Genomic DNA, 24973 nt, shown 5'->3' with positions numbered 1-24973 from the left:
AAGGATACCGACGATGGAAAAGAAAGAAACCAAAGGCCTGAGCCGGCGAGAGCTGTTCAGCGCCACAGCCGGCAGTGCAGTACTAGCCGGAAGCATGGGGGCCGGCGCGCTCGGTCTCGGGGCTGCCGTCGTCGCGACGCCAGCGCTCGCTGCTGCCGAAGGCGACGGCTCCGTCGCGCCCGGCAAGCTCGACGATTATTACGGCTTCTGGTCCTCGGGGCAAACAGGCGAAATGCGCATTCTCGGCATCCCCTCGATGCGCGAGCTGATGCGTGTTCCCGTGTTCAACCGCTGCTCGGCAACCGGCTGGGGTCAAACCAATGAATCGATCCGTATCCATCAGCGGACGATGACAGAGAAGACCAAGAAGCAGCTCGCCGCCAATGGCAAGAAGATCCATGACAACGGCGACCTGCACCACGTCCACATGTCCTTCACCGAGGGCAAGTATGACGGCCGCTATCTGTTCATGAACGACAAGGCCAATACCCGCGTTGCACGCGTTCGCTGCGACGTCATGAAGACCGATGCCATTCTGGAAATTCCGAATGCCAAGGGCATTCACGGCCTGCGCCCGCAGAAGTGGCCGAAGACCAATTACGTCTTCTGCAACGGCGAGGACGAAGCGCCGCTGGTCAATGATGGTTCGACCATGACGGATGTCTCGACCTATGTGAACGTTTTCACTGCGGTCGACGCTGAAAAATGGGATGTTGCCTGGCAGGTCAAGGTGTCGGGCAATCTCGACAACTGCGATGCCGACTATGAAGGCAAGTGGGCCTTCTCCACCAGCTACAACTCCGAAATGGGCGTGAATCTCGAAGAGATGACCAAGTCCGAAATGGACCATGTCGTCATCTTCAACCTGGCTGAGATCGAAAAGGCCATCGCTGCCGGTCAGTACGAGGAGATCAATGGCGTCAAGGTGCTGGATGGCCGCAAGGAAGCCAAGTCGCTGTTCACCCGCTACATCCCGATCGCCAACAATCCGCATGGCTGCAACATGGCGCCGGACAAGAAGCACCTGTGCATCAATGGCAAGCTTTCGCCGACCGTCACGGTGCTTGATGTGACCAAGTTCGACGCACTGTTCTATGACAATGCAGAACCGCGCAGCGCGGTTGTTGCCGAACCGGAACTTGGCCTTGGGCCGCTGCATACGGCCTTTGACGGTCGCGGCAATGCCTATACCTCGCTCTTCCTCGACAGCCAGGTCGCCAAGTGGAACATCGAGGATGCGATTAAGGCTTATGCCGGCGAAAAGGTCGATCCGATCAAGGACAAGATCGACGTCCAGTATCAGCCGGGGCACCTGAAGACGGTCATGGGAGAAACGCTCGACGCCTCCAACGACTGGTTGGTTTGCCTTTGCAAGTTCTCCAAGGACCGTTTCCTGAACGTCGGGCCACTGAAGCCTGAAAACGATCAGTTGATCGACATCTCCGGCGACAAGATGAAGCTTGTTCATGATGGCCCGACATTTGCCGAACCTCATGATGCAATCGCCGTTGCGCCCTCGATCCTGCCCAACATTCGCTCGACCTGGGATCGCAATGATCCGATGTGGGCCGAAACCCGCGAACAGGCCGAGGCAGATGGCGTCAACATCGACGAGTGGACTGACGCGGTTGTCCGCGACGGCAACAAGGTGCGCGTCTACATGACTTCGGTCGCTCCGGCCTTCAGCCTGGAGAGCTTCACGGTGAAGGAAGGCGACGAAGTCACGGTCATCGTCACCAATCTGGATGACATCGACGATCTGACGCACGGTTTCACCATGGGCAACCATGGCGTGGCGATCGAGATCGGTCCGCAGCAGACGAGCTCGGTCACCTTCGTCGCGGCCAATGCCGGTGTCTACTGGTACTATTGCCAGTGGTTCTGCCATGCCCTGCACATGGAAATGCGTGGGCGCATGTTTGTCGAACCGAAGGGCGCCTGAGCCATGCGGCTGCCCGTTGTCCTGATCGGTCTTGTTCTTGCTTCGCCGCTTGCGGCGGAGGAGCACATGGTCGCCCCGGGCACGGGCAGTCTCGCGGCCGCCATCGCCGTTGCATCACCCGGCGATGTCCTGAAATTGACCGACGGGGCCTATCTCGGCCCCATCACCATCGACCGGTCCCTTGCCATCATCGGTCCGCGCGGCGCGGTCGTCGATGGCCAAGGCTCGGGCAGCGTGATGACGATCACCGCAGCCGATGTCCATCTGACCGGGTTCACAGTCACGGGCTCGGGCCGGATCAACCAGGACCTCGACGCGGGCGTAAAAATCGAAAAGGGGGCCGATCGCACCCGGGTCGAGAAGCTGTACGTCACCGGCAACATGCATGGCATCGATGTGCATGGCGGTCGGGATGTGGTGGTCTCTGGCAATGAGATCATCGGCACCGACAGCCCGCGCATGAACGAGCGCGGCAATGGCATCTATGTCTGGAACAGCCCCGGCACCCTTCTGGAAAACAATGTCATCCGCTTCGGTCGCGACGGCATCTTTTCCAATGCCAGTTCCAACAGCATCTATCGTGGCAATGTCATGCGCGACCTGCGTTTTGCCGTGCATTTCATGTATACCCGCAATACCGAGGTTTCCGGCAATATCTCGGTCGGCAACCATCTCGGCTTTGCCATCATGTTCTCCGACAGGGCCAAGATCCTCAACAATCTGAGCCTCGGCGACCGTGATCACGGGTTGATGCTGAACTACGCCAACAATGCCGACGTCACCGGCAATCTGGTGCGCGGCGGCACGAAGAAGTGCCTGTTCATCTACAACGCTCACAAGAACCTGATCTGGGATAATCGCTTTGAGGGCTGCCATATCGGCATTCACTTCACCGCCGGTTCGGAAAAGAACGTGCTGACCGGCAATGCCTTCGTCGCCAACCGCGAGCAGGTCAAATATGTCGGGACCCGCAACATGGAATGGAGCCATGAGGGGCGGGGAAATTTCTGGTCCGACCATCCGGCTTTCGATCTGAATGGCGACGGCATCGCCGACAGCTTCTACCGCCCGAACGACGTGATGGACCAGATCCTGTGGTCGCAGCCTGCCGCGAGCCTTCTGATCGGTTCGCCCGCCGTGCAACTCGTGCGCTGGAGCCAGCGGGATTTTCCAGCCACCTTGCCGGGTGGGGTGCGCGACGGCGCCCCCCTGATGCGCACGCTGACGATCGAAATTCCCGAAGACATACTCCGCCATGAAGCCGAGGCCGCGGGCCGATGGGCGACAGGAAATTATGATGACACCGACGCTGACAATCTCCCGGCTCACTAAGCGCTTCCAGTCCGTCGAGGCGTTGAAGCAGGTCTCGCTGGCATTGCAGCCGGGAAAGCGCGCCGCGCTGCTTGGACACAACGGTGCCGGCAAGTCGACGATGATGAAGATCATTCTCGGGTTGATCCCGTTTGACAGCGGCGAGGTTCAGGTTTGTGGACAAGTGCCCGGTTCGGAAGCTGCGCGCATGCAGGTGGCCTATTTGCCGGAAAATGTTGCCTTTCATCCCGCGCTTACCGGCGAGGAACAGATCCGCCACTATCTTTCGCTTCGCGGGGACGATCCCCGCATCGCGCCGGAACTCCTCGCTCGCGTAGGTCTTGGCCATGCGGCGCGGCGGCGGATTGGTACCTATTCCAAAGGCATGCGCCAGCGCGTGGGCCTTGCCCAGACCCTGATTGGCCGACCCCGCCTTATGGTGTTGGACGAGCCGACCTCGGGCCTCGACCCCGTCTCGCGACGAGATTTCTACGACCTGCTTGATGGTCTCTCGGCGGATGGCACCACGATCCTTTTGTCCTCGCACGCGCTTACCGAGGTCGAGGCGCGTACCGACAGCATCCTCATCCTGTCGGGCGGACAACTGGTGGCCGAGGGCAGCCTTGCCGACATTCGCGCGCAGGCCGTCTTGCCAATCACGCTCCTCGTTCGTCCGGTTGAGGGCCATGCAGCATCGCTTGCCGCAGCCTTGCCGGAAGCATCCCTCGGCATCGACGGAGTGCTGCGCATCACCTGCGCGCAGACCGAAAAGCTGCCGCTTCTCGCTCGCATCACGTCGCGAAGTGCCGAGGTCGCCGATCTCGATGTGAACCCGCCGAGCCTTGAGGATATCTACAGCCATTTCAGCCGGAGGGACGGGCAATGAGGCGCATTCTCGCCACCGCGACTTGCGAGTTCCGCATCGCCTTCCGGAACCGCTGGGTGCTGATCGCCACCGGCATGATGATGCTATTTGCGCTCGTGCTTGCCGCCGCAGGTTCCGCGCCGACCGGCGATGTCGGCGTCGACCGGCTGTCGGTCATTGTTGCCTCACTCACTTCGCTTGCCGTTTATCTCGTGCCGCTGCTTGCGCTTTTGATGAGCTTTGATGCCGTGGCGGGCGAAGTGGAGCGCGGCACGCTGCCGCTGCTTCTCACCTATCCGGTCTCGCGCCTTGAGATCCTGCTCGGCAAGCTTCTGGCGCATCTTGCGATCCTGGCGCTTGCTGTAACCCTGGGCTATGGCGCAGCACTGGTGGTGGCCGTGTGGTCCGATCCGGCGGCGATCAAGGGGATCGGTTCCCTGGTCCGGTTGATCTGGTCCTCGGTTCTCCTGGGTGCCACTTTCCTCGGCGCCGGCTATGCGCTCTCGGCACTGGCGCGCCGTCCCTCCGGTGCTGCGGGACTTGCGATTGCGGTGTGGCTGGTCGCCGTCGTGCTCTACGACCTGGCGCTTCTGGCGCTGATCGTCACCGATGGCGGTGGTGCCTTAACCACGCAAGCCTTGCCCGTCGCCTTGCTTGCCAACCCCGCCGATGCCTTCCGCGTCTTCAACCTGTCCGCCGCTCACGCGGTCGCGGCCGCCGGCGGCATCGGTGGCGCAGCGGGGGCAATCCCGCTCTGGCAGTTGGCAGCTTCGCTGTTCCTCTGGCCATTGCTGGCGATCGCGCTTGCGCTTACCGCTTTTCGAAAGGTGACCCCATGAATTGGCCCATGCGACTTCCGCTTCACGCGCTGCTGATCGCCGGTTTACTGGCATTGCTCGCCGGGTGCCAGGAGAAGGTCACGCAGGACACGACGCCCAAGGACATGACGGCCGAGACGCTTGGCCACTATTGCCAGATGAACCTGCTCGAACATGCTGGACCCAAGGGGCAGGTGTTTCTCGAGGGCATGCCAGCCCCCCTGTTCTTCAGCCAGGTCCGTGATGCCATTGCCTATCTGCGTGGACCTGAGCAGATGGCGCCAATCCTTGCCGTCTATGTGAACGATATGGGGGCGACAGGGGCCACCTGGGATCAACCGGGCTATGGCAACTGGATTGCCATAGACAAGGCGCTGTTCGTCGTGGGATCGGCGCGCCAGGGGGGCATGGGGGCGCCGGAGACGGTTCCGTTTTCGAGCCGTCAACAGGCCGAGGAATTTGCCCGCGTCGAGGGCGGTCGTGTCTTGTCCCTGGCCGAAATTACCGACGACATGGTTCTGGCCCCGGTTGAGGACTTTGTCGACCCGAACCCGCAGGACGACAATACCGATTTCCAAAACCGTCTGCGTGCCCTGTCCAACAAAGCTGGAGGCTGAACCATGCCCATTACACGCCGCCGACTGATCACGATTTCCGCTGCCTTGGCTCTTCTGCCAGCCGTGACACGCGCCGCACCGCAAGTCTCGAAATTCTGGACCGGGCAAGCGCTTGGTGCGCGCGCTTCTATCCGGATCGACCATCCCGACGCGGAGGCGATCACCGTCCGCGTATTGGCCGAAATCGATCGGTTGGAAGACATTCTGAGCCTCTACCGTGCGCATAGTGCGCTCGCGCGGCTCAACCGGGAGGGCCATCTGGCCGAGCCGCCTTTCGAACTGCTGGAATGCCTGTCGCTCGCCGCCGCCGTGAACCATGCCAGCGGCGGGAGGTTTGATCCGACCGTGCAGCCGCTCTGGGCGCTCTGGGCCGAAGCCGCCGCGCGCGGCGGGCAGCCGGATGCGCCGGCAATCGCCGTGGCCAAGGCGCTTGTTGGCTGGGACAAGGTGGAGATGGATGCGGCGAAAATCAGCTTGCGACCGGGCATGGCGCTGACCTTGAATGGGATCGGCCAAGGCTATGTCGCCGATCGGGTAGCTGCATTGCTGGAGGCAGAAGGCGTGACGAACGTTCTGATCGACACGGGAGAATTCCGTGCCGTTGGCAGCACTCCGACTGGTGGCGACTGGCCTGTTCGAACCGAAGCCGGCGGTTTAGTCGGTTTGCGGCAACGCGCTTTCGCCACATCGTCTTCTCTCGGTACGACATTCGATGCTGCGGGACGGCAGGGGCATATTCTCGACCCCGTCAGCGGAATGCCTGCACCGGCGGTGTGGCGCGCCGTGTCGATCTCGGCACCCACTGCGGCCGTTGCGGACGCGCTTTCAACGACTGCTTGCCTTCTGAACGAGGTAAGCGAAGTGGAGCAGCTGTTGCAAGGCTTCCCAGGTTCTCAACTCGAGATTGCGGGATGATGGCCGGTTCAGGTCCATACGTCAGTCTACCGCCCCATTCACCGCTTCAGTGGATCAGGCGATTGATTCAAGTAGTCCGGAGGACTGAATCAAACTCAACGCGGAGGCTGGCCGTTCCATGTTGGTCGGTGAGGGAAAATGGGATTTCTTCAGAAAGCAGATATTAGCCTAGCCGGTGTAGCTGCGATCAAGATCGCCGTTTGCATTTGCAGCTCTTGAATCAAGCTGTTAAACTTTGCTTGAAGCGCAATTCCATCGACAAAGTACAGGGCGGTTGACGAGCTATACGAGTTCTAAACGGGCGAGCGCCACCTCGACCATCGCCCGATCGCCCGCCGTTACCCGCCCGACACTTTGCGGGAACCGGCCAAATCGAATCATCTCGCCCTCGCTGAGGCACCGCGGCGGGCCGAGTTCTTGCCTGAGGATCGTGGCTCTTATAGCCTGCCGGGTTTTGACATAGCCACACTAGCGCGCTGCGCTACACGTCCTAGCTGCTAATCAGTCGAGGTCCGGCAACAGAGCCGTCAAGAAGCCAAGACACAGCAACAAGGGAAGGTATTCAAACACTTGCGCCATTCCAATGTGATCAGCCAGAGCACCAAGCGCCGCTGCACCAAGTGCCCCGGCGCCGAAGGCAAAGCCGAACACGAATCCCGATACCATGCCGATTTTTTGCGGCAAAAGCTCTTGTGCAAAAACAACGATGGCCGAGAAGGCAGAAGACAAGACCAGTCCAACCACGATGCTGAGGGCAAGCGCAATCCACATTGGCACATGCGGCAGGGCTACGGCAAACGGAAGCGCCCCAGCAATTGATCCCCAGATGACTTTTTTACGTCCGATGCGGTCGCCGATCGGACCGCCGAAAAATGTCCCAAACACAACGGCGGCAAGAAAGACGAAAAGAAACCCCTGAGCGTAGACAATTTTCAATCCGTATTTCTCCATTAGAAAAAATGCATAGTAGCTCTTGAAGGTTTCGATGTAGACAAACTTACTAAGCAGTAGCGCGCCCAAGACTGCGAAGGCGGCCGCAAGCCTTTCGCGCGAAAGATCAGGCCCGCCTGGTTGTAGCCGTACTCCTGCACTCTGCATCGTACGTTGATGATGCGTGAACCACCGTGCAATCCAGAGCGATATCATGACCGCTCCTACCGCAATCAGTCCAAACCAAGCAGTCGTCGCCTGCCCTAATGGCAGCACGATTAAAGCTGCAGCCAGCGGTCCCAATGCGGTTCCAGCATTCCCGCCAACCTGAAAGCTGGACTGGGCAAATCCAAAACGCCCCCCCGAGGCCATACGGCACACGCGTGAGGCTTCGGGATGAAACAGAGCCGACCCCAGACCAAGGATAGCAGACGCTAGCAACAATGCTTCAAAAGTTCCTGCTGTCGCCAGCAACACGACGCCGAAAGCGACAACGCTCATGGACACTGCGAGGAAATAGGGGCGTGGATGCATATCACCGTAAAGTCCCAGAACGGGCTGAAGGATGCAGGCTGTGATCTGCTGAGCGAGCGTCAGCAGCCCGAGCTGAAAGTAGCTCAGCCCGTATTGTCCTTTCAAAATCGGATACAATGCAGGCAAAAGAAACTGAACCAGATCGTTGATCAGATGCGTGCAACTCACAGCAAGGATCACCGCATAAGAGATGGCGGTTGTAGGAGAGCGCTGCGCTGTCATTGTATCCTCAATACACTAGGGGACCGGGTAAAAATCGATGATCTCGTTGCGGCGCAATATGCATTTTTTGTGTGGTATTTCGCGCTAGATCGAAACATACTAGAGGTTAGAAAAACTATAGGCTCCAGATGCCAAAAACGCCTCAAGATCTGCCGCCGATGAATGCTTTGCGCACATTTTCGGTCGCTGGCCGTCGCCTGAATTTCAGAGCTGCTGCCGAGGAGCTCGGTGTTACGCAGGGCGCAGTTGCCCAGCAAATAAAGCTTCTAGAAGGGCATATCGGCCTTTCCCTATTCACTCGCTTGCCACGAGGGGTGGCTTTGACACCCGATGGTTCCGCATATTATGCGGAAATCCAGAGAGCCTTTATGATCATGCACGAGGCGACAGAGCAGATCCGCGAGGGCGGCAAGTTTCTGACCATCAGCGTGACCCCAACTTTTGCAACGAAACTGCTAATTCCCAATCTACAATCGCTCAACTCCGCGCTCCCTGGAATTGAAATCCGTACCATCGCGACTGTTGCCGTCACAGATTTTGACCGCGATCAGGTCGATATTGTTATCCGGGAAACGCGACCACCATTTCCGGCGAACCAGGAAGCAAAATTACTGTTCAATCAAGATTTGATACTTGTCGGAGGGCCGAATGTCATAAAAGGATTGACGTTACCTTTAGCGCCTGAGCTCATTCGTACACTGCCTTTGTTGCACGATTCCTATACTCATTGGAATGCATACTTCAGAACAGACGCTAAATTGCCCGGGCCACGTTTTAATCAAATATCTCTAGCGCTTGATGCGGCTTCGGCGGGCCAAGGTTTAGCGATTGTCAGCAGATCTTTCGTTCAAAGTGAGCTGACGGATGGTCGCCTCATTGAGGTTGGACCGGCAGGATACGAGCCTGACGCAGGCTACTATCTAATTAGAAAGAAGAGATGGCATATGCCCCGCAGCATCGACGCATTTTGGTACTGGTGCTTGGATACGTTCACGGCGCGGTAGGCCCCAGACTCAATGATTCTCAGAACCAGAAGCTGACGGTTGCGGCGAGCGCAAGAGCCTTTCGGAAGCGTTTCTGGCATGGGTTGTTGCGGGTTGCGCCTCATCTGATGACCGATTATGCGGCATGCCTTGAGCCTGATGCGGTTCCGAGGTTGCTTGCGTGGTCAGCGTCTAGGTCAGGCAGTTTCTTCTGCAGCGCAAGTACCCTGCGACTGAAGTTTCACCCAGCGAAAATTAGAGCCTCGGCGGTTTTGATACGCCAAATGGCGCGCTGGGAGCGACCGGGGGAAGCGCGTAGGTTTCACATTGCGCAGCGTTGGAGCCGGTTGCGGCGATTGTCCGAGCATAGGCTGCCGGGGTCTGGTATCCGAGCAACAAGTGCGGCAGGAAGGTGCTCTAGCCGTTGGCCAATTAGGCGATGGCGTTGCGGGCGTGATCAGAACCGATGAACACGCTTTAATTGAGTAGCTCATCACGCACGCGGCCGCTGAAGCTTTCGTTCAGTATCGGTTTGCGTGTCTCGATGTTCACTTTGAAAAGTACGGACATGAGATTGTCCCTAATATAGCGCTGGCCGCAGCAAGTCACACTTCGATGATGGAAAACTTTATACGCCGCGAATTTACATCGCGGTAGTATTTTTCAACACGATCTGAGGCAGCCAATTGTACACCCCGTCTCAAGGTGACGGAATTAATTTTATGTGCTCTCTGTGTTGCGCAGTTGGAAATTAGGAGGGAAATACAATGCCCAAGAATGCAAACCAGTCCCAAGTGCGCGCCGTGAATGCGAACGACTTCTCTATTCTATCGGTGCTATTCGCTAACACATTTTTAAAGCGCCAGTCGGACGACAGTCACACGCGGCTGCCGCTCGGCGCATCTGCCGACATCATGCGGAGCGCAGGTGTTGCGGTTCAGCACGTCCACATGCTCGACTATACCATTCCGCCAGGGGTACAGTCCGATGTGACGGAACATGGCTGGGATCGCGACGACTGTCCTGAACTCTGGGCCAAGGTCAAGGTCGGGACATCCTGGTTGTAGGCACGCCGCTTTGCTGGGAAGAAAGCTCGGTCTGCCGTGTACCGATCGAGCGGCTCTATGGCATGTCAGGCCTGCTCAACACTAAGGGACAGTCGATCTACTATCGCAAGGTGGCAGGCAGCGTCATCACCGGGAATGAAGACGGAATCAAGCACGCCGCCATGGCCATTAGCTACGCGCTGTCGCATCTTGGCTTCACCATTCCCCCTCAGGCCGATTGCGGTTGGATCGGCGAGGCCGGCCCCGCGTTGATGAGAAGTAGTGGTTTCTCGGGATTATCTTCCAGATGCATCTCATCAGCCGCGCAAGAGAAGACGCGCTTCGTCTCGATCGAGGTCTCATCCCCGCTCTGCGAAGGCTGATCGATCCCGAAAGGGATAAGCCAGTCCTCGCAATCGACATCATGAGTGTCAAAGTCCCTCGCGCTATTGCGACCACACCGCTCGGAGCGTTGTTGCCGTTGATGGGTGATACAGATGTTGAGGCCGTGCCCATTCTGGAAAACGGCAAACTCATCGGTATCGTCATCAGAACCGACCTCATCGCCGCGATGGCCCGCGGGCTCGCTCGAGAAAGCGTTTAATCGAGGCTGGAATTTCTCCAAAAAAGCCAGAGACGTCCACCGTTCAATTAAGCATATATTAGAAATGTTCATGGTTTATCCAACTGTCTGATTGCATGCCGGGCGTGTGGCTTTCGCTGGAGCCTTCGCCCGGCGAACATCCATAGGCCCATGAAGTTCCTTATTTCCGCAGTCTACTTCTCGCTGGCGGTCGCCGTCGTCGCTGTCATTGCGGCAAGGCCGTCCGGCCCCTTCGTGCTCGTCGTAACCTCACCCACTGCGCAAGCGGCTGGTTCAATGGCCGTCATCGACCGGGCAGACGGCGCTTTTGTTTGGGCCGGAAGCGTCCCCTGGATGTCGGTCGCCTACTCGCAGGCTCCCGATTTCGCGGAGCGGCTACTCGACGCGGGCGCGTTGCTCGTCATCAACCATGATCTGGCACTTGGTTGCCTGCAAGGAATGAACACATGAACGAACTTGAGAAGCTCAGAGACAGGGTCTCTTGCGGCATCGTCGGACTGCTCTGGACCAACTTTGCCCTGATCGTGATCCGCAACCTCTTTCGCGAGGAAGGTGCCGACTGGACGATGATCCTCGGCACCGTCATGCTGTTGCTGCCGGCCACCTTGCTGTGGAGCCGGGATCGCACTGGCGCGACCACCCGTATGGTAACCTCGATGGCCAATGCAGCAACCGTTGCCATCCTCGTTTTCGCGTTCCAGGGATCGCCGCTGCAGATCGACCTGCACATGTATTTCTTCGCAAGCCTGGCAATCTGCGCAGCCTGGATCGATTGGCGGGCCATCATCGGCTATGCCGCCCTCGTCGCGGTCCACCATCTCCTGCTTTATGTCGCTATGCCCTTGGCCGTGTTCCCGGGCGATTCCGATTTCTCACGCGTCATTCTGCATGCCGTCGTGCTGATCGTGCAGAGCGTGGTTCTGATCGCCCTGACATCGGCCGTCGTCAAAGCCTTCGATGTCTCGGACAAGGCGGTTGCCGAGGCGGTTGCCGCCGAGCGCGAGGCGGTTGAGATGGCCGATCGTGCCCGACGCACGGATGCGGCTGCCGAGGCTGAACGCTCCAAACGGGAAGCGGAGAAGGCGCGGGAAGCCGAAGCAATCGACTACGCCGTGGCCGAACTGGCGAAATCATTGCAGAAGCTGGCAGATGGCGATCTGTCGTGCCGTATCGACGGCAATTTCTCCGGCCCGCTCGATGAACTGCGGACCTCCTTCAACGCTTCTGTCCAGAAACTCGAAGTCGTCGTGTCCCAGGTTGGCCAGGTCGCCACTGTGCTGCGGAATGGTGCCGGTCAGATCGACCACGCCAACAACGACCTGTCAGCGCGCAGCGAACGCCAGGCGGTTTCCGTCGAAGAGACCGCAAGCGCATTGTCCAGCGTGATGTCGACCGTCAAGGAGACGGCATCCGTTGCCGATTCGGTCGGCAAGCTGGTCAACCAGGCAAGAACGGGTGCAGAGCGCTCCGGAACCATCGTTACTGATGCCGTCTCCGCCATGAGCCGCATCGAGCAGTCGTCGCAGTCGATCTCCAACATCATCGGCGTCATCGACGAAATCGCCTTCCAGACGAACCTGCTCGCGCTCAACGCCGGCGTCGAAGCAGCCCGCGCCGGTGAAGCCGGCAAGGGTTTCGCAGTCGTCGCCCAGGAAGTCCGCGAGCTCGCGCAGCGCTCGGCCAATGCCGCCAAGGAGATCAAGGCCCTGATCAACACCTCGGGCGAGGAAGTCCGCCACGGTGTGTCGCTGGTCGACCAGGCGGGCGAGGCGCTGAGCACGATTTCGACGGAGGTTCAGGCGATCAGCCGGGAGATCTGCAAGATCATCGATGGTGCGAAGAGCCAGGCACAGGGGCTGGCCGAAATCGACTCAGCCATTGGCCACATTGACAGGAACACCCAGCAGAATGCGGCAATGGTTGAAGAATCGAGCGCGGCAATCCAGCAATTCGTCCAGGAGGCAACGACCCTCGATCAGCTGATGGCTCAGTTCCAAGTGGGCGCAGGTCATCGAGGACGCAGTCTACATGCGGCTTGACGTCCAAGTTACCTATTGATTTCATTGAGAAAAAGAACGCGTATTGTTTATTGAGGCACCGGCTCACAAGCGAGAATGCATTCTAACGACGAGGTGATCGATATTGATCGTGATCGGATGGAAGACGTATCGCGGCTCTCGGTGATCTCCAGATCTTGGGAATACCAAAGACTGCGGCATTTTATGACATCGTGGAAGCAGCAGCATCTATCTTTAAATGTCCAACTTCTCTGGTCCCACTCATGGATGAAGATCGCCAGTGGTTTAAGCCAATGCGGCATTTACGTTGATGGGACAAAGCGGAGCATCGTCTTCTGTGAATATACGATAAATTTCAGGGTGGCGGTCATCGCGCTTAATGCGCTCAAGCTAACAAGATGGCGCGCATTATATGGGCGATGATGACAAGGGAGCAGAATTACAGGATGGCGTGATCCGCTACCTGCCTTGGGCGGCAATGCGGAAATGCCTGGGGTGATGAGCCCCGGTGAGAAGATCGAATGACGGAACGATGCGGAAAGGACTTCAATGTTCAGAATGGGGTAAGCCAGTCCCGGGGCTCGAGCCAATCAAGCTCTCTGAACCGATGTGGACCCTGTTCTTCGGACTGCATCCCGGCCCGTGGCTACTTCAGGCCACATTATGAGGCCTGACACACGACCGATAGAATTCCTCGTCCGCAGACAGGCGTCAGAAAATTCTTCTTGCCAAACCGGGGGCATCCACACCCGCACCGCCGCGATCCGTCCCACAGACCTGGAAGCTCCGCTTTGCAAGGTCGATCGCAAGGATATGCACCTGTGTCATCTGCCTTTCCTCCATGAGCGCCACCATGGCGCTGGGCAGGCATCATACTCCGATGCCGGCCGGAGGGGGCATCCACCCCATCAGTTCAGACACGATCGTGACCAGCATTCTAACAAATATCGCAGCAATGGCTGCACTTCAGACCCTGCGCTCGATCGACACGAATATGGAGGACACCCATGCCCGTGTGTCTTCCGGTTCAACCCGTACGTAGCGGGCGGGAACGATGAGCTCGGCAGGCCCGCAACCGCATAGACCTTGATGAGGTACTTTCCGATGTGGATGCCGGAAACGCGTGCGGCTTGGGGGGGGGGCGATCGCACTTATCCCCCAGTGCAGATTTCTCGAGCCAGCTCTATCCGGTTGGTGAGCTAAACAACTCTGTAATGAAATCAGAGCACTGCTGCACAATCTGGTCTCGGTCGTTGTCAAGGGTCGCCACGTGATAAGATTGGTCGAGCCACTGCAAACGAACGTCCGACGAGCCAACATCCCGGACGATACGGGCTCCGTTCTCGGGCGCTACGACGTGATCTTCCCGGGACTGAAACACAAGTATAGGCTGTTTCAGTTCAGGCAGTATGATGCCGGTGGCACAAGTTAGAACAAACCGCTCGCGCATTGTTGCCAGCGGGATTTTATCATAGCAGGTTTCGCGTCGTGTCGGGTGCTTTATGTCGGAGCCTATGCCCCGGTGAAATCCGTCGACCCCTGGGTTGAACAGTCCGACTACCTGATCCGGTCTGTATAGGCCGGTCGATCCGTTGATGCTAATAACCCGGTCAACAAGATCGGGGAAGCGAATAGACAGGTTGAGTGCAATTGTTCCTCCAAGCGATAACCCCGCAATGACGATCAAATCACATTCTGCCCGTATACGATCGAGTTCCTTCTTCGCCGAGCCGAGCCAGTCATGATAGCTCGTCAATGCCAATGCCTCTGGGGTCTCTCCGTGCCCCGCAAGCAGAGGGACACTGACCGTGGCTCCGGTAGCCGCATGGATCTGTCGGCCTACGTAGGCAACGCTTTGCGGTGTGCTTGTGAAGCCATGCAGCAAGATTAGGCCGATGCTAGATCCGTGAATAAAATACGGGTTCGGATCGTTATCGCAGTCCATCACACACTCGTATCAATTGATCTTCCAGTTTGCGGCATAAAGCTGAAGATTGGGAGGAAGCTCAAATAGGGTTGTGCGATCAGTTGATACCAAAATTGGATCACGCATTTAGGCCTATTGGATATAACTCTCCCGAAAGGCGCGCAGCAGTCTGGTATCCACAAGATTGCTCCATGCCATTGCAATGGTCAGTTTAGGAGCCCACTCAGCCACCGGCAGGATTTTGAGCGCCGCAGGTAGGCTGTCCGCTGCACTGATCGGGAAAAATGATAGCCCACGGCCCTCTGCCACACGTTGAAATATGACTTGAACATCCCAGGCCTCGTCAACAATGGTTGGCCTCAGCCCAGGTGCAACGAAAGCTTCATCGAGAAGCGCGCGAAACGAACGCCAGTTTTCCCTGACGCCAAGGACAAAATTTGCCATGCGGAGGCTTTTCAGGGATACTTCGGCAACTGAACGCGGCACGACTGCCCCGATCTGCGTCGACCAGACTGGTATCTGAGTCACCTCTGGATCGTGCACGCTGCCATGAGACAAAAGAAAGCCGATGTCGATCTCACCGGTTTTCAAATTGCGCATCATGGTATCTGTCGACATGACGTGCATCTCAACCTGGCATCCAGGACAGCGTTTGTGAAACTTGTCCAATCCGGCCGAGATCTGCGACGACGTTGCTAGTGCAGAGTATCCGACAATGATGTGGCCGCGCGCACCGAGATCATTTTGGCGGGATGCACGGATAGTTCGCTCAAAGGTCGCGAGTGTCAGTCGTGCATCATCGAGAAAAACCCGTCCGGCTTCGGTGATTTCAAAAACACTGCCTCCGCGTTGAAAGATCTCAAAGCCGAGGTCATGTTCAGTATCCTGTACGGTCTTGCTGACAGCAGGCTGCGCAATGTTCAGAACTTCTGCCGCAGCGCGGAAGCCCCCTGCATCTGCCACTGCAATCGTGTAGCGCAAGTGACGGATCCCTATGCGGGTTGGCCCCATTGCCATCTCCTCTCAAAGTCAAATGCTGATAACGAAGCGCGATCACCCGATCAAGCTTTACGATTTGAAGTGAGGTGATCTGTGCGAAATATTTTGGACGCGTGCGGACGTTCAGGAGTGGGTTCTGCGCAGGGAGGGATTATGGATCGTGCATTTCGCAAACTGACCCAAGGGCTTATGCTCGTGGGTGGCCTGGGGGTCATCTTGATGATGCTCAACATCACGCTGGACGTTGTCCTGAAGGTGTTCTGGAATGCTCCTATCCAAGGCACGGTCGAGATCTCATCCTACTACTATATGGTCGCTATCGTCCTGTTGCCGATGGCTTTGGTCGAATACGACGATGAGCAGATCAGCGTAGATCTATTGTTCAATCATTTTCCGAACTGGCTGAAGCGGGTCAGCTTAATGATCACGTTTGTCGCTACAGCGGGGATGCTGTCGATCATGACATGGCGGACGGGACTGGACGCTGTTCGTGCCTTCAAAGTCGGCGAAGTCGTCATGGGCAGCCGCGAGATCATCGTCTGGCCAGCCCGCTGCCTGTTGCCTCTGGGTTTTGGGTTGGCCGCCGTCGCTGCGGTCATGCGGGCCGTTATGCTTTTGCGCGGCCGTCCTGTCACCAAACTGCATGAAATGGATTCCGCCGTATGAGCACATTAGCTATTGGCTGGATCGGGGTCGTCTGTCTCTTCGGTATGCTTATGTTGCGCATGTCGATTGGCGTCGCGTTGATGATTGTTTCCTTTGTTGGCATCTCGGTCATGCTGAACATGACAGCCGCATTCGGAATCATCAGTGCACTGCCCTTCACTTTCATTGGCGACTGGTCACTTACGGCTATTCCGATGTTCCTTTTGATGGGCTTCGTCGCCGCAAATACGGGCCTGACTACAGGCGCCTTCGATCTTCTAAAGCTGATGCTCGCGCGCGTTCCGGGAGGCCTTGCTTCGGCCAGTGTGGGGGCCTGTGGTTTGTTTGCTGCGGCCTCTGGCTCCAGCATTGCAACGACGGCGGCAATGTCGCGTATCGCCGTTCCGGAAATGTTGCGTGCAAATTACCACCCGTCGCTGGCGACCGGCGTCGTGGCCGCCTCGGGCACTCTTGGGTCGCTTATTCCGCCATCAATCCTTATGGTACTTTATGGAATCTTTACCGAGCAATCGATTGGGCAACTGTTCATTGCAGGTGTGATTCCGGGCATAGTTTCTGCCTTGATATATATGGGCATGATCACAGTTCGGTGCAGCATTTCGCCTCGTCTGGCGCCGGCCAGTATTGAAGTCCTTGACGTATCACGCATCTGGACCCTTGTCTGGTCAGTCTGGCCTTTCCCTGTGCTGATCATGGGCGTGCTGGGCGGGATCTTTGGCGGGTTCTTTACCCCGACAGAGGCGGGCGCCGTTGGTGCCTCATTGGCGATCCTGATCGCTGTTTTCCGGCGCAGTCTGACTTGGGAAGCTATGCTTTCTGCTATCCGCCAAACTGTGGTGGCTACGTCATCCATCTTTTTCCTGTCGATTGGCGCGATCATGTTTACCCGTTTCATGGGTTTGTCAGGAGTTCCGGGCTCGCTGACCGACGCTATGTTGTCGGTTTCGGACAATCAAATCATAATCATTGTCATGGTGGCCTTGCTGTTCATTATTTTGGGTATGGTTATCGACTCGATTGGCCTGATGCTTTTGACTCTGCCCGTTTTGTTGCCCGTGCTGGAAAGCGCGAACATCAATCTGGTCTGGTTCGGCATTATCACGATCAAACTGCTTGAAATCGGGCTGGTCACACCGCCGGTCGGGCTCAACCTTTACGTCTTGCACAGTGCGCTGTCGGGCAGGGTGAAATTGGGTGACATAATTTCAGGGACAACTTGGTTCATCGCGATGGACGTTCTGACCCTGATCCTTCTTATCGCTTTTCCGGCGCTGAGCCTCTTCCTGCCGTCGCTGATGGCAGGCTGAACACAAGACTATCTGCACATTCCAAGGGAGGAAGACCATGAAGACCACGTTTATTCTGAAATCTACCGCCATCGTATTCATCACGATGACATCGACGGCGTCGGCCGAAAATTACAATGCGAACCATTTCTTTGCCGAGCGCCATTCAATGGTTCGCGGCCCTTATGTGGACTTTGCGAAACGGGTTGCCGAAGAGACGAACGGCGAAGTTAACTTCACAGTATTCTCCGCAGGTTCTCTCTTGCCGCCTGCCGCTTCTCTGCAAGGAGTTCGCGACGGCGTGGCCCAAGTGACCTACCATGCTGGCACCTATACCCCGTCTGAGCTGCCGATCGCCAATCTGGTCGGCGATATGGCATTCTACAACACCGACCCGCTAGTCATGGCCTTTGCCTCGACAGAGTTTGGACTGACCAACCCCGAACAATTGGCCGAATGGAAGGCAAACGGCGTGGTTTACGGCGGCGGCTATTCCACCTCGGAATATTTTATGCAGTGCAACACATCGATCCAGACCATTGAAGACATCAAGGGGAAACGTCTGAGGATGGCGGGAGGCGCATGGTCGCGGTTCGCGGAGTATGTCCAAGCCGTGCCGCTCTCCATCCCTTCCAGCGAAATGTACACGGGCCTTGATGCGGGGTCCCTTGATTGCGCTGTAGCAGCAGCGGATGCCCTTGACAGCTTCAGCTTGAAGGATGTTGTCACCCACATGAACACGCTGGCGATTGGTAACTATTACGCCGGGTTCGAGTGGGGGTATAACGCCGCGTTCTGGCAATCTCTCTCGCCTGAAAACCGGCGCGTGCTGTTCAACCAGATGGCATATTATCTGGGGCAGCACAGGGTTGAGTTCGATAAGGACGTTGAGGCTGCGGTTCAGTCTGCGAAGGAAGGTGGCATGATCGTTGTCGAAGCTGATGACACGCTGAAGAATGCACTGGCTGCATTTGTCGCTGCTGATGAGGCAGTGTTGATTGCGAACGCCAAGGAGCGAGGCGTCACAGACCCGGCAGCAATTATCGCATCCTTCAAGGCTCTGGTCGATAAATGGGATGTCCTGCTTGCCAAGGTTGACACCAAGGACGTGGAAGCTCTCGCCGCACTCGCTCGATCAGAAATTTACGACAAGATTGACGAGGCCACTTACGGGCTGGATTGATGAAAACTGATCTGGAGACCATTCTCGGAGGCGGCCCGGATTTCGGGCCGCCGTCCCCCAAATTAAAACAACTTCCCCTGACCGACGGCCAGGTCCGTTCTCGAAGATGCGGACTTCGTCGGCGAGAGAGTGGACCTCAACCATGCGACTGCGTGTGGCATCCGGAACGCTGTAGGTAATGCCGCCGACGCTGACCATGCCTTCCCGCGATATGCGGCGCTCCAGCTTCAGAACGGATTTGAACGGTGCCAGGGGTAGCGGCCGCAGATACGGCCGCTCCTCGGCAAAGGCCTCGTTAACAACACGCTGGGTCGTCGCGTGCTTCCTTGGATTGGCGACGGTGTCGAGCCAATGCCGGAGCTGAGCGTTCATGTCGCAGAGATTGCGGAACGAACGAGCGAGGAAGAAGTCTTCGCGGATGTACCGAAACGGCCGCTCGACCTTGCCTTTTGTCTTGGCTCGATAGGCTTTGCACACCTTAGGATGGAATCCGTAGTGGCGGGCGAGGTCGATGAGAGCACGGTTGTAGATGATGCCTTCCGTTCCTCATGCTCGATGAGCCGACTTCCGCGCTCGATGTTTGCGTACAGGCGAAAATCCTAAACCTGCTCAATTGGTTGCGACGGGCACTGGACCTTACCATCGGTATCGTCAGCCACGATCTCGCGGTAATTTCCTATCTGTGCGACCGGCTGATTGTAATGCAGAACGCCTCGTCCGTGGAAACACTGACCCGCGAACAGTTGCGCGCCGGAGACATGCAAGCCGACTATACGAGTACCGCTCTTCCTGGCGAGCCATCGCCGATTGAAGGTCGCTCAATTGGGCGATGAGTTCTGAACCCCAAGCTCAAGTGTCGGACGCTGAAGTGTCTGAGCCGTGATCACGATGACTGGCTGGTTCCGCGCCTCGATCGTCTCACGGCCATCAGCACTAGCGGATTGCACTCAAACGTATAGCCTACTTTAGCTCCGTTCTATCTCTCGCCGTAGTACAATCAAGCTCGTCAAGTCATCTACACTATCCATCGCTGAGACTTCGTTCCGCAGTTCGTTCAGCGCGTTGATAGATCTGACCTCAACCTCCACGACGAGGTCGAGCTGGCCGCTTACCGAAGACACCTTGCGCACAGCGGCGAAGCCGGCCAGCCGGTCCAGCACGCCGAGCGAAGGCGTGCGCTTCAGCGTCACCAGCAGGAAGGCCTGGATCTGGCCGTCGTCGAGCTGGCCGATATCAGCGCGGTAGCCCCGAATGATACCCGCCTTTTCCAGTCGCGTGACGCGCTCCGTCGTCGCACTGCGGGACAGCCCTATGCGCCCGGCAAGCGACTTCATGGGGATGCGGGCTTCCTTGGTGAGGATGCTGAGGATCATCCGGTCGATGCTGTCCGTGCCCTGCATAATGTTCCTCTCCGCCACGCCGACAAGATGACGGTTATTACATACACAGTGCTGGCACAACCGGCATAATGCCGGGTGCGTCAAAGGGCCGTCCATGCAAATCTTCGTATCGAGAAGAGGATTGCCATGAACGACATACTAAAGACGAGCCCGAATTTTACCCTCGAAGCCGCAGTCGACCTGCTTAAGGAACATTATGGTCTTGCTGGCAAGGTCTCGCCGCTCGCTAGCGAACGAGACCAGAATTTCAAGGTGGAATCGGCCGAGGGGACCTTCATCCTCAAGATCGTCAATGCAGCCGAGCCGGCGGTGGAAAGCGATTTCCAGACTGCACTCCTCGCCCATCTCGCCACCCATGCCGGCGATCTGCCGGTGCCGCATATCCGCCCAACGCTGTCAGGCGAAAGCTTGGTCAGCATCACCAATACTCACGGCGCCGCGCACCGCATCCGCCTTGTCAGCTGGGTCAAGGGCGAGCCGCTCGCCAAGACGGACCGCAGTGAAGCCGCGCTCGAATCCCTCGGCCGCATGCTCGGTCGCTTCGACGCCGCCCTGAAGGGCTTCATGCATCCCGGCGCGCTGCGCGATCTCGACTGGGACATCCGCACTGCTGCCCGCTCGGCGGGCCGCCTTTCGCATGTAGCAAATGCCGAAGACCGCGCCCTCGTCGAACGCTTCCTCAAGCGCTTCACCACCGTCGCGTCGCGCCTTCCGACGTTGCGTGCCGCCGTCATCCACAATGACGCCAACGATTGGAACGTGCTGGTTGATGACGCCGACCACGACCGCATCTGCGGCCTGATCGATTTCGGCGATGCGCTGCACACGCCGGTTATCGCGGAGGTGGCGATCGCCGCCGCTTATGCCGGTCTCAATCATGCCGACCCGATCGGCGCCACCGCTGCCATCATCAGGGGCTTCCACGCCGAGTATCCGCTGCTTGAAGAGGAAGTCGATCTCCTCTTCGACCTCATCTCGATGCGCCTCATCACATCGGTGACCATCTCCGCCTCGCGCCGTGTCAACGCTGAGGACAATCCGTATCTCACGATCAGCGAGCGCCCGGCCTGGACGCTGCTGCGCAAGCTCGACCGCATGAACCCGCGCTTCGCTACCGCCATCCTGCGCAAGGCCTGCGGCTTCGAGGCCGTGCCCGGCGCCCGCGCGGTCATCGACTGGATCGAGACAAACCGCAAGTCGCTCGCGCCCCTCCTCGAAAAGCCCGCGGCGACCTATCCCGCCGCGCTCGTGCCTTTTGCGGACCCCGTCCATCCGATGACGATCGCCTCCGCCGCCGAGCGGCCGGACGAGGCGCAAGCAATCTGGGAGGCCTATTGCCGCGAGACCGGCGTCGAGCTCGGCATCGGCCCCTTCGCCGAGGAACGTACCGTCTATGCCGGCGAGATGTTCGTCTCCCGCTTCATCGAAGGCGCGCGCCGCACGCACCATCTCGGCTTCGATCTCTTCCAAGCCGCCGGCACTAGGGTCTTCACGCCGCTTGCCGCGACTGTCGTCAGCGTCGAGGTCGAGAGGGATCCACTCGGTTATGGCTGCCTGATCGCACTGCGCCACGAGCCCGAGGGCTGCCCGCCCTTCATCTCGCTGTGGGGCCATCTCGCCCATGAAGCCGTCAACCGCCTGAAGGCCGGCGACCGGTTGGAAGCTGGCGCGCTGGTCGGCGAAATGGGCGCGCCGAAGGAAAACGGCGGTTGGGCGCCTCATCTCCACCTACAGATCTCCACCGACACTACGCTTTCTGCCACCGAAATCCTTGGCGTCGGCGAGCCGCGCTATCTCGACGTCTGGGCGGAACTCTTTCCCGATGCCCGCACCTTCGCCGGCATCACTAAGGAGTTTTACAAACGCCAGGGTCGCTCGCATGAGGAGATCGTCAAGATGCGGCGCGAGCTGCTCCTGCCGAACCTCTCGATCTCCTACGACAAGCCGATCAAGTTCGTCCGCGGCGAAGGCGTCTGGCTGATCGATGACAGCGGCCGGGCCTATCTCGACTGCTTCAACAATGTCTGCCACATCGGCCATGCCCATCCCGCCGTAGTAGAGGCGATGGCCCGGCAGGCGGCGACGCTCAACACCAACACGCGCTACCTGCACGATAACATCGTCGCCTATGCCGAGCGACTCACGGCGACGCTGCCGAAGGAGCTGACGGTCGCCGGCTTCGTTAACAGCGGCTCGGAAGCCAACAGCCTGGCGTTGCGCATGATGCGCGCCCATACCGGCCGCGAAAACGCCATTACGCTCGACTGGTCTTATCACGGCACGACGCAGGAGCTGATCGACATCAGCCCCTACAAGTTCCGCCGCAAGGGCGGCAAGGGCCCCAAGCCGCATGTCTATATCGCTGCCGTGCCGGACAGTTATCGTGCTCCGTCGGACTGGCCGATCGAGGAGCACGGCAAGCGATTTGCCGAAAGCGTCGCCGAACAAATTGCCGCCATGAAGGCCAAGGGCGAAGGTCCGGGCTTCTTCATCGCCGAATCCATCGCGAGCGTCGCGGGCCAGGTCTTCCTGCCGGAGGGCTATCTCAAAGAGGTTTACCGGATGGTGCGCGAAGCGGGCGGCGTCTGCATCGCCGATGAGGTTCAGGTCGGCTTCGGCCGCGTCGGCAGCCATTGGTGGGCTTTCGAAACGCAGGGCGTCGTGCCCGACATCGTCACCATGGGCAAACCGATCGGCGACGGCCATCCGCTCGCCGCCGTCGTTACGACCCGCGAAGTCACCGACAGCTTCAACAACGGCATGGAATATTTCAATACCTTCGGCGGCAACCCGGTCTCCTGCGCCGTCGGCCTTGCCGTGCTCGACGTCATAGAGGGCCAGGACCTGCGCGGCAATGCGCTTGCCGTCGGCAATTACCTGATGGACGCCTTCCGCGACATGCAGAAGCGCTACCAGGCAATCGGTGACGTGCGCGGCCTCGGCCTCTTCATCGGCATCGAGCTTGTCACGGACCGCAAGTCCAAGGCGCCCGCCACCGAATTCGCCCGCGCCGTCTCCAACGGTGCGCGCTGCCGCGGCGTCTTGATGGGCACCGAAGGCCCGCATGACAACGTGCTGAAGATGCGCCCGCCGATGATCTTCTCCAGGCGCGACGCCGATCATCTGATCGCCGTGCTTGAGGAAACCTTCGCCGGCGTAGAGAAGACGCTCGGCTAAGGCCCAGACATCATTCTTTCAAACCCAGTCAGCTGGGGCGCTATCCCCCGGCCGGGAAGAAGCATGCCAAAAGGATCAATCAAGGAGGAGAACACCATGAAGACTACCATAATGGCCCTCGCGGCCGCAGCCTTTGCCGCCGGCACGGCCTATGCCGGCACTTTCGATGTCATCAAGGAGCGCGGCGAGGTTCGCTGCGGCGTCAGCCAGGGCGTGCTCGGCTTTTCCGGGCCGGACAAGAACGGCGTCTGGGGCGGTTTCGACGTCGATTTCTGCCGGGCGGTCGCTGCGGTCACACTCGGTAACCCGGACAAGGTGGCCTATGTGCCGCTTTCCACCAAGGACCGCTTCACGGCGCTGCAATCGGGCGAAGTCGACCTTCTCTCTCGTCAGACGACCTGGACGCTCTCGCGCGACACCGATCTCGGCATGAGCTTCGTTGGCGTCAACTACTATGACGGTCAGGCCTTCATGGTGAACAAGGAGGTCGGCGTGAAGAGCGTCAAGGAGCTCTCCGGCGCCTCCATCTGCACAGAAACCGGCACGACGACCGAGCAGAACATGGCCGACTATTTCAGCGCCAACAAGATGGAGTACGAGGTCATCGCCTTCGAAAAGCCGGACCAGACGATCCAGGCCTTCAACACCGGCCGATGCGACGTCTACTCGACAGATGCTTCCGCGCTCTACGCCCAGCGCCTGACGCTCAACGATCCTGACCGTTTCGTGGTGTTGCCCGAGATCATCTCCAAGGAGCCGCTCGGCCCGGCCGTGCGCCAGGGCGACGACCAGTGGTTCAAGATCGTACGGTGGACGCTGTTTGCGCTGATCGAAGCCGAGGAAATGGGCATCACCAAGGAGAATGCGGCTTCCCTCGCCGAGAGCGGGACAGTCGCGCAGAAGCGTTTCCTCGGCATCGAGAGCGAGGCCGGCAAGACGTTGGGGCTCGCTTCGAAATGGGCCTATGAGGCGATTTCTGCCGTCGGCAACTACGGCGAAATCTTCGAACGTCACCTCGGCAAGGACAGCCCGCTTAAGATTGATCGCGGCCTCAATCGCCTGTGGAATGAGGGCGGCCTGATGTACGCCCCGCCCGCTCGCTGACGTAGACTGGGCAGCTACCGCGGGATGTTTACCGCGGTAGCTGGCTATGTCTCGCACGAGACCTTGCAGGTTCAAAATCACTGTTTGGAGTTTCCGACCCCACACCCGTCGAAGACACGAGTGGGCTCGGGAATGATTGTGAGGGAGTGACCCCGCTGAGGCAGCGCATCGACGAGCGCGCGACCGCGCCACCGGTCTGATACCAACCGTCATTGATCAGAACCCTTGCGCCCATTTGCGTCGGCCGATCGACATTATCTGCCACGGTCGATCCTGTAAGGTTCGCCAAGCTTAGCAGCAGTGGTCGACGATATCCTCGTAGGACGTGAAGACGCGGTTTGAGAGCCAATTGTCCCTCCGAACTGCCAGATTTTTTTGACCGGGTTCAGCTCGGGTGATTTGGGCGGCGGTGGTACTATGGTGATG

Annotated in this window: 22 protein-coding genes and 3 pseudogenes; 19 read left to right on the top strand and 6 right to left on the bottom strand. The window is 58.5% G+C overall.

What is annotated here, in order from left to right; genetic code table 11:
* Positions 1-13: 13 nt before the first annotated feature.
* From nosZ to QTL56_RS12675, 6 genes are read left to right on the top strand one after another with little or no spacing between them, the layout of a single operon-like run.
* Complete coding sequence (gene nosZ, locus QTL56_RS12700; RefSeq protein WP_245138021.1) at positions 14-1942, top strand: TAT-dependent nitrous-oxide reductase; 1929 nt, start codon at positions 14-16, stop codon at positions 1940-1942.
* A gap of 3 nt (positions 1943-1945) precedes the next feature.
* Positions 1946-3274, top strand: coding sequence for a nitrous oxide reductase family maturation protein NosD (locus QTL56_RS12695; RefSeq protein WP_245138022.1), 1329 nt, complete (start codon positions 1946-1948; stop codon positions 3272-3274).
* A complete protein-coding gene (locus QTL56_RS12690; protein ID WP_245138023.1) occupies positions 3240-4139 on the top strand; it encodes an ABC transporter ATP-binding protein in 900 nt (299 codons plus the stop codon). The genes QTL56_RS12695 and QTL56_RS12690 overlap by 35 nt, the downstream gene beginning before the upstream one ends.
* On the top strand, positions 4136-4957 hold the full coding sequence (locus QTL56_RS12685; RefSeq protein WP_245138024.1) for an ABC transporter permease: 822 nt from the start codon (positions 4136-4138) through the stop codon (positions 4955-4957). The genes QTL56_RS12690 and QTL56_RS12685 overlap by 4 nt, the downstream gene beginning before the upstream one ends.
* An 8-nt stretch (positions 4958-4965) precedes the next feature.
* A complete protein-coding gene (locus QTL56_RS12680; RefSeq protein ID WP_245138025.1) occupies positions 4966-5553 on the top strand; it encodes a nitrous oxide reductase accessory protein NosL in 588 nt (195 codons plus the stop codon).
* A 3-nt stretch (positions 5554-5556) separates the two neighbouring features.
* Complete coding sequence (locus QTL56_RS12675; RefSeq protein WP_245138026.1) at positions 5557-6468, top strand: FAD:protein FMN transferase; 912 nt, start codon at positions 5557-5559, stop codon at positions 6466-6468.
* Positions 6469-6969: 501 nt separating this feature from the next.
* Here QTL56_RS12675 and QTL56_RS12670 read toward each other — a convergent pair.
* Positions 6970-8154, bottom strand: a complete 1185-nt coding sequence (locus QTL56_RS12670) for an MFS transporter (protein WP_245138027.1) — start codon at positions 8152-8154, stop codon at positions 6970-6972.
* A 128-nt stretch (positions 8155-8282) separates the two neighbouring features.
* On the opposite strand from QTL56_RS12670, the gene QTL56_RS12665 reads away from it, so the two are divergent.
* Complete coding sequence (locus QTL56_RS12665; RefSeq protein ID WP_245138028.1) at positions 8283-9158, top strand: LysR substrate-binding domain-containing protein; 876 nt, start codon at positions 8283-8285, stop codon at positions 9156-9158.
* Between the two features lie 220 nt (positions 9159-9378).
* On the opposite strand, the pseudogene QTL56_RS12660 reads toward QTL56_RS12665, so the two are convergent.
* A pseudogene (locus tag QTL56_RS12660) lies at positions 9379-9656 on the bottom strand (integrase core domain-containing protein); the annotation flags it as partial.
* A gap of 248 nt (positions 9657-9904) precedes the next feature.
* On the opposite strand from QTL56_RS12660, the gene QTL56_RS12655 reads away from it, so the two are divergent.
* The 6 genes and pseudogenes from QTL56_RS12655 to QTL56_RS12630 form a co-directional block, all read left to right on the top strand.
* Positions 9905-10204 carry a flavodoxin family protein gene (locus tag QTL56_RS12655; RefSeq protein ID WP_289393191.1) on the top strand — a complete coding sequence of 100 codons (300 nt, stop codon included), beginning with the start codon at positions 9905-9907 and terminating at the stop codon, positions 10202-10204.
* Between the two features lie 62 nt (positions 10205-10266).
* Positions 10267-10566, top strand: coding sequence for a flavodoxin family protein (locus tag QTL56_RS12650; protein WP_289393190.1), 300 nt, complete (start codon positions 10267-10269; stop codon positions 10564-10566).
* Positions 10491-10787 carry a CBS domain-containing protein gene (locus QTL56_RS20890; protein WP_353958557.1) on the top strand — a complete coding sequence of 99 codons (297 nt, stop codon included), beginning with the start codon at positions 10491-10493 and terminating at the stop codon, positions 10785-10787. Before QTL56_RS12650 ends, QTL56_RS20890 begins: the two co-directional genes overlap by 76 nt.
* Positions 10788-10937: 150 nt before the next feature.
* Positions 10938-11237, top strand: coding sequence for a hypothetical protein (locus QTL56_RS12640; protein WP_229575843.1), 300 nt, complete (start codon positions 10938-10940; stop codon positions 11235-11237).
* Positions 11234-12826 carry a methyl-accepting chemotaxis protein gene (locus QTL56_RS12635; RefSeq protein WP_289393189.1) on the top strand — a complete coding sequence of 531 codons (1593 nt, stop codon included), beginning with the start codon at positions 11234-11236 and terminating at the stop codon, positions 12824-12826. The genes QTL56_RS12640 and QTL56_RS12635 overlap by 4 nt, the downstream gene beginning before the upstream one ends.
* Positions 12827-13730: 904 nt before the next feature.
* A pseudogene (locus tag QTL56_RS12630) lies at positions 13731-13832 on the top strand (flagellin); the annotation flags it as partial.
* Positions 13833-13988: 156 nt separating this feature from the next.
* Here the strand turns inward: QTL56_RS12630 and QTL56_RS12625 are convergent.
* Both QTL56_RS12625 and QTL56_RS12620 read right to left on the bottom strand, forming a co-directional pair.
* The gene (locus QTL56_RS12625; RefSeq protein WP_245138065.1) at positions 13989-14750 is read right to left on the bottom strand and encodes an alpha/beta hydrolase; all 762 of its coding nucleotides are present in this window, start codon (positions 14748-14750) and stop codon (positions 13989-13991) included.
* Positions 14751-14864: 114 nt separating this feature from the next.
* Positions 14865-15713, bottom strand: a complete 849-nt coding sequence (locus QTL56_RS12620; protein WP_245138064.1) for a LysR family transcriptional regulator — start codon at positions 15711-15713, stop codon at positions 14865-14867.
* Between the two features lie 171 nt (positions 15714-15884).
* Between QTL56_RS12620 and QTL56_RS12615 the strand changes: the two genes are divergently transcribed.
* From QTL56_RS12615 to QTL56_RS12605, 3 genes are read left to right on the top strand one after another with little or no spacing between them, the layout of a single operon-like run.
* Positions 15885-16397 carry a TRAP transporter small permease gene (locus QTL56_RS12615; protein ID WP_245138063.1) on the top strand — a complete coding sequence of 171 codons (513 nt, stop codon included), beginning with the start codon at positions 15885-15887 and terminating at the stop codon, positions 16395-16397.
* Positions 16394-17704, top strand: a complete 1311-nt coding sequence (locus tag QTL56_RS12610) for a TRAP transporter large permease (protein WP_245138062.1) — start codon at positions 16394-16396, stop codon at positions 17702-17704. The genes QTL56_RS12615 and QTL56_RS12610 overlap by 4 nt, the downstream gene beginning before the upstream one ends.
* 37 nt (positions 17705-17741) lie before the next feature.
* A complete protein-coding gene (locus QTL56_RS12605) occupies positions 17742-18866 on the top strand; it encodes a C4-dicarboxylate TRAP transporter substrate-binding protein (protein ID WP_245138061.1) in 1125 nt (374 codons plus the stop codon).
* 93 nt (positions 18867-18959) lie between these two features.
* On the opposite strand, the pseudogene QTL56_RS12600 reads toward QTL56_RS12605, so the two are convergent.
* A pseudogene (locus tag QTL56_RS12600) lies at positions 18960-19400 on the bottom strand (Mu transposase domain-containing protein); the annotation flags it as partial.
* Positions 19401-19414: 14 nt separating this feature from the next.
* Here QTL56_RS12600 and QTL56_RS12595 point away from each other — a divergent pair.
* Positions 19415-19699, top strand: a complete 285-nt coding sequence (locus tag QTL56_RS12595; RefSeq protein ID WP_245138060.1) for an ATP-binding cassette domain-containing protein — start codon at positions 19415-19417, stop codon at positions 19697-19699.
* 132 nt (positions 19700-19831) lie between these two features.
* Here the strand turns inward: QTL56_RS12595 and QTL56_RS12590 are convergent, their stop codons facing one another.
* Positions 19832-20266: an Lrp/AsnC family transcriptional regulator gene (locus QTL56_RS12590; protein WP_245138059.1), complete on the bottom strand. Its 435-nt coding sequence runs from the start codon at positions 20264-20266 to the stop codon at positions 19832-19834.
* 126 nt (positions 20267-20392) lie between these two features.
* Between QTL56_RS12590 and QTL56_RS12585 the strand changes: the two genes are divergently transcribed.
* Both QTL56_RS12585 and QTL56_RS12580 read left to right on the top strand, forming a co-directional pair.
* Positions 20393-23443 (top strand): aminotransferase class III-fold pyridoxal phosphate-dependent enzyme, encoded by a 3051-nt coding sequence (locus QTL56_RS12585; RefSeq protein ID WP_245138058.1) that lies wholly within the window; start codon positions 20393-20395, stop codon positions 23441-23443.
* A 96-nt stretch (positions 23444-23539) separates the two neighbouring features.
* The gene (locus QTL56_RS12580) at positions 23540-24547 is read left to right on the top strand and encodes an amino acid ABC transporter substrate-binding protein (protein ID WP_245138057.1); all 1008 of its coding nucleotides are present in this window, start codon (positions 23540-23542) and stop codon (positions 24545-24547) included.
* Positions 24548-24973 lie beyond the last annotated feature (426 nt).

The sequence above is a fragment of the Peteryoungia algae genome, from assembly GCF_030369675.1.
GTDB lineage: Bacteria > Pseudomonadota > Alphaproteobacteria > Rhizobiales > Rhizobiaceae > Allorhizobium > Allorhizobium algae.
The sequence above is the reverse complement of the archived record's forward strand: the minus strand, read 5'-3'. Positions and strand labels throughout refer to the sequence as shown.

Bases quoted from the DNA above. Each gene is read 5' to 3' on its own strand.
- nosZ (WP_245138021.1), top strand. From the start codon at position 14: ATGGAAAAGAAAGAAACCAAAGGCCTGAGCCGGCGAGAGCTGTTCAGC.
- QTL56_RS12695 (WP_245138022.1), top strand. From the start codon at position 1,946: ATGCGGCTGCCCGTTGTCCTGATCGGTCTTGTTCTTGCTTCGCCGCTT.
- QTL56_RS12690 (WP_245138023.1), top strand. From the start codon at position 3,240: ATGACACCGACGCTGACAATCTCCCGGCTCACTAAGCGCTTCCAGTCC.
- QTL56_RS12685 (WP_245138024.1), top strand. From the start codon at position 4,136: ATGAGGCGCATTCTCGCCACCGCGACTTGCGAGTTCCGCATCGCCTTC.
- QTL56_RS12680 (WP_245138025.1), top strand. From the start codon at position 4,966: ATGCGACTTCCGCTTCACGCGCTGCTGATCGCCGGTTTACTGGCATTG.
- QTL56_RS12675 (WP_245138026.1), top strand. From the start codon at position 5,557: ATGCCCATTACACGCCGCCGACTGATCACGATTTCCGCTGCCTTGGCT.
- QTL56_RS12670 (WP_245138027.1), bottom strand. From the start codon at position 8,154: ATGACAGCGCAGCGCTCTCCTACAACCGCCATCTCTTATGCGGTGATC.
- QTL56_RS12665 (WP_245138028.1), top strand. From the start codon at position 8,283: ATGCCAAAAACGCCTCAAGATCTGCCGCCGATGAATGCTTTGCGCACA.
- QTL56_RS12655 (WP_289393191.1), top strand. From the start codon at position 9,905: ATGCCCAAGAATGCAAACCAGTCCCAAGTGCGCGCCGTGAATGCGAAC.
- QTL56_RS12650 (WP_289393190.1), top strand. From the start codon at position 10,267: ATGTCAGGCCTGCTCAACACTAAGGGACAGTCGATCTACTATCGCAAG.
- QTL56_RS20890 (WP_353958557.1), top strand. From the start codon at position 10,491: ATGCATCTCATCAGCCGCGCAAGAGAAGACGCGCTTCGTCTCGATCGA.
- QTL56_RS12640 (WP_229575843.1), top strand. From the start codon at position 10,938: ATGAAGTTCCTTATTTCCGCAGTCTACTTCTCGCTGGCGGTCGCCGTC.
- QTL56_RS12635 (WP_289393189.1), top strand. From the start codon at position 11,234: ATGAACGAACTTGAGAAGCTCAGAGACAGGGTCTCTTGCGGCATCGTC.
- QTL56_RS12625 (WP_245138065.1), bottom strand. From the start codon at position 14,750: ATGGACTGCGATAACGATCCGAACCCGTATTTTATTCACGGATCTAGC.
- QTL56_RS12615 (WP_245138063.1), top strand. From the start codon at position 15,885: ATGGATCGTGCATTTCGCAAACTGACCCAAGGGCTTATGCTCGTGGGT.
- QTL56_RS12610 (WP_245138062.1), top strand. From the start codon at position 16,394: ATGAGCACATTAGCTATTGGCTGGATCGGGGTCGTCTGTCTCTTCGGT.
- QTL56_RS12605 (WP_245138061.1), top strand. From the start codon at position 17,742: ATGAAGACCACGTTTATTCTGAAATCTACCGCCATCGTATTCATCACG.
- QTL56_RS12595 (WP_245138060.1), top strand. From the start codon at position 19,415: ATGCTCGATGAGCCGACTTCCGCGCTCGATGTTTGCGTACAGGCGAAA.
- QTL56_RS12590 (WP_245138059.1), bottom strand. From the start codon at position 20,266: ATGCAGGGCACGGACAGCATCGACCGGATGATCCTCAGCATCCTCACC.
- QTL56_RS12585 (WP_245138058.1), top strand. From the start codon at position 20,393: ATGAACGACATACTAAAGACGAGCCCGAATTTTACCCTCGAAGCCGCA.
- QTL56_RS12580 (WP_245138057.1), top strand. From the start codon at position 23,540: ATGAAGACTACCATAATGGCCCTCGCGGCCGCAGCCTTTGCCGCCGGC.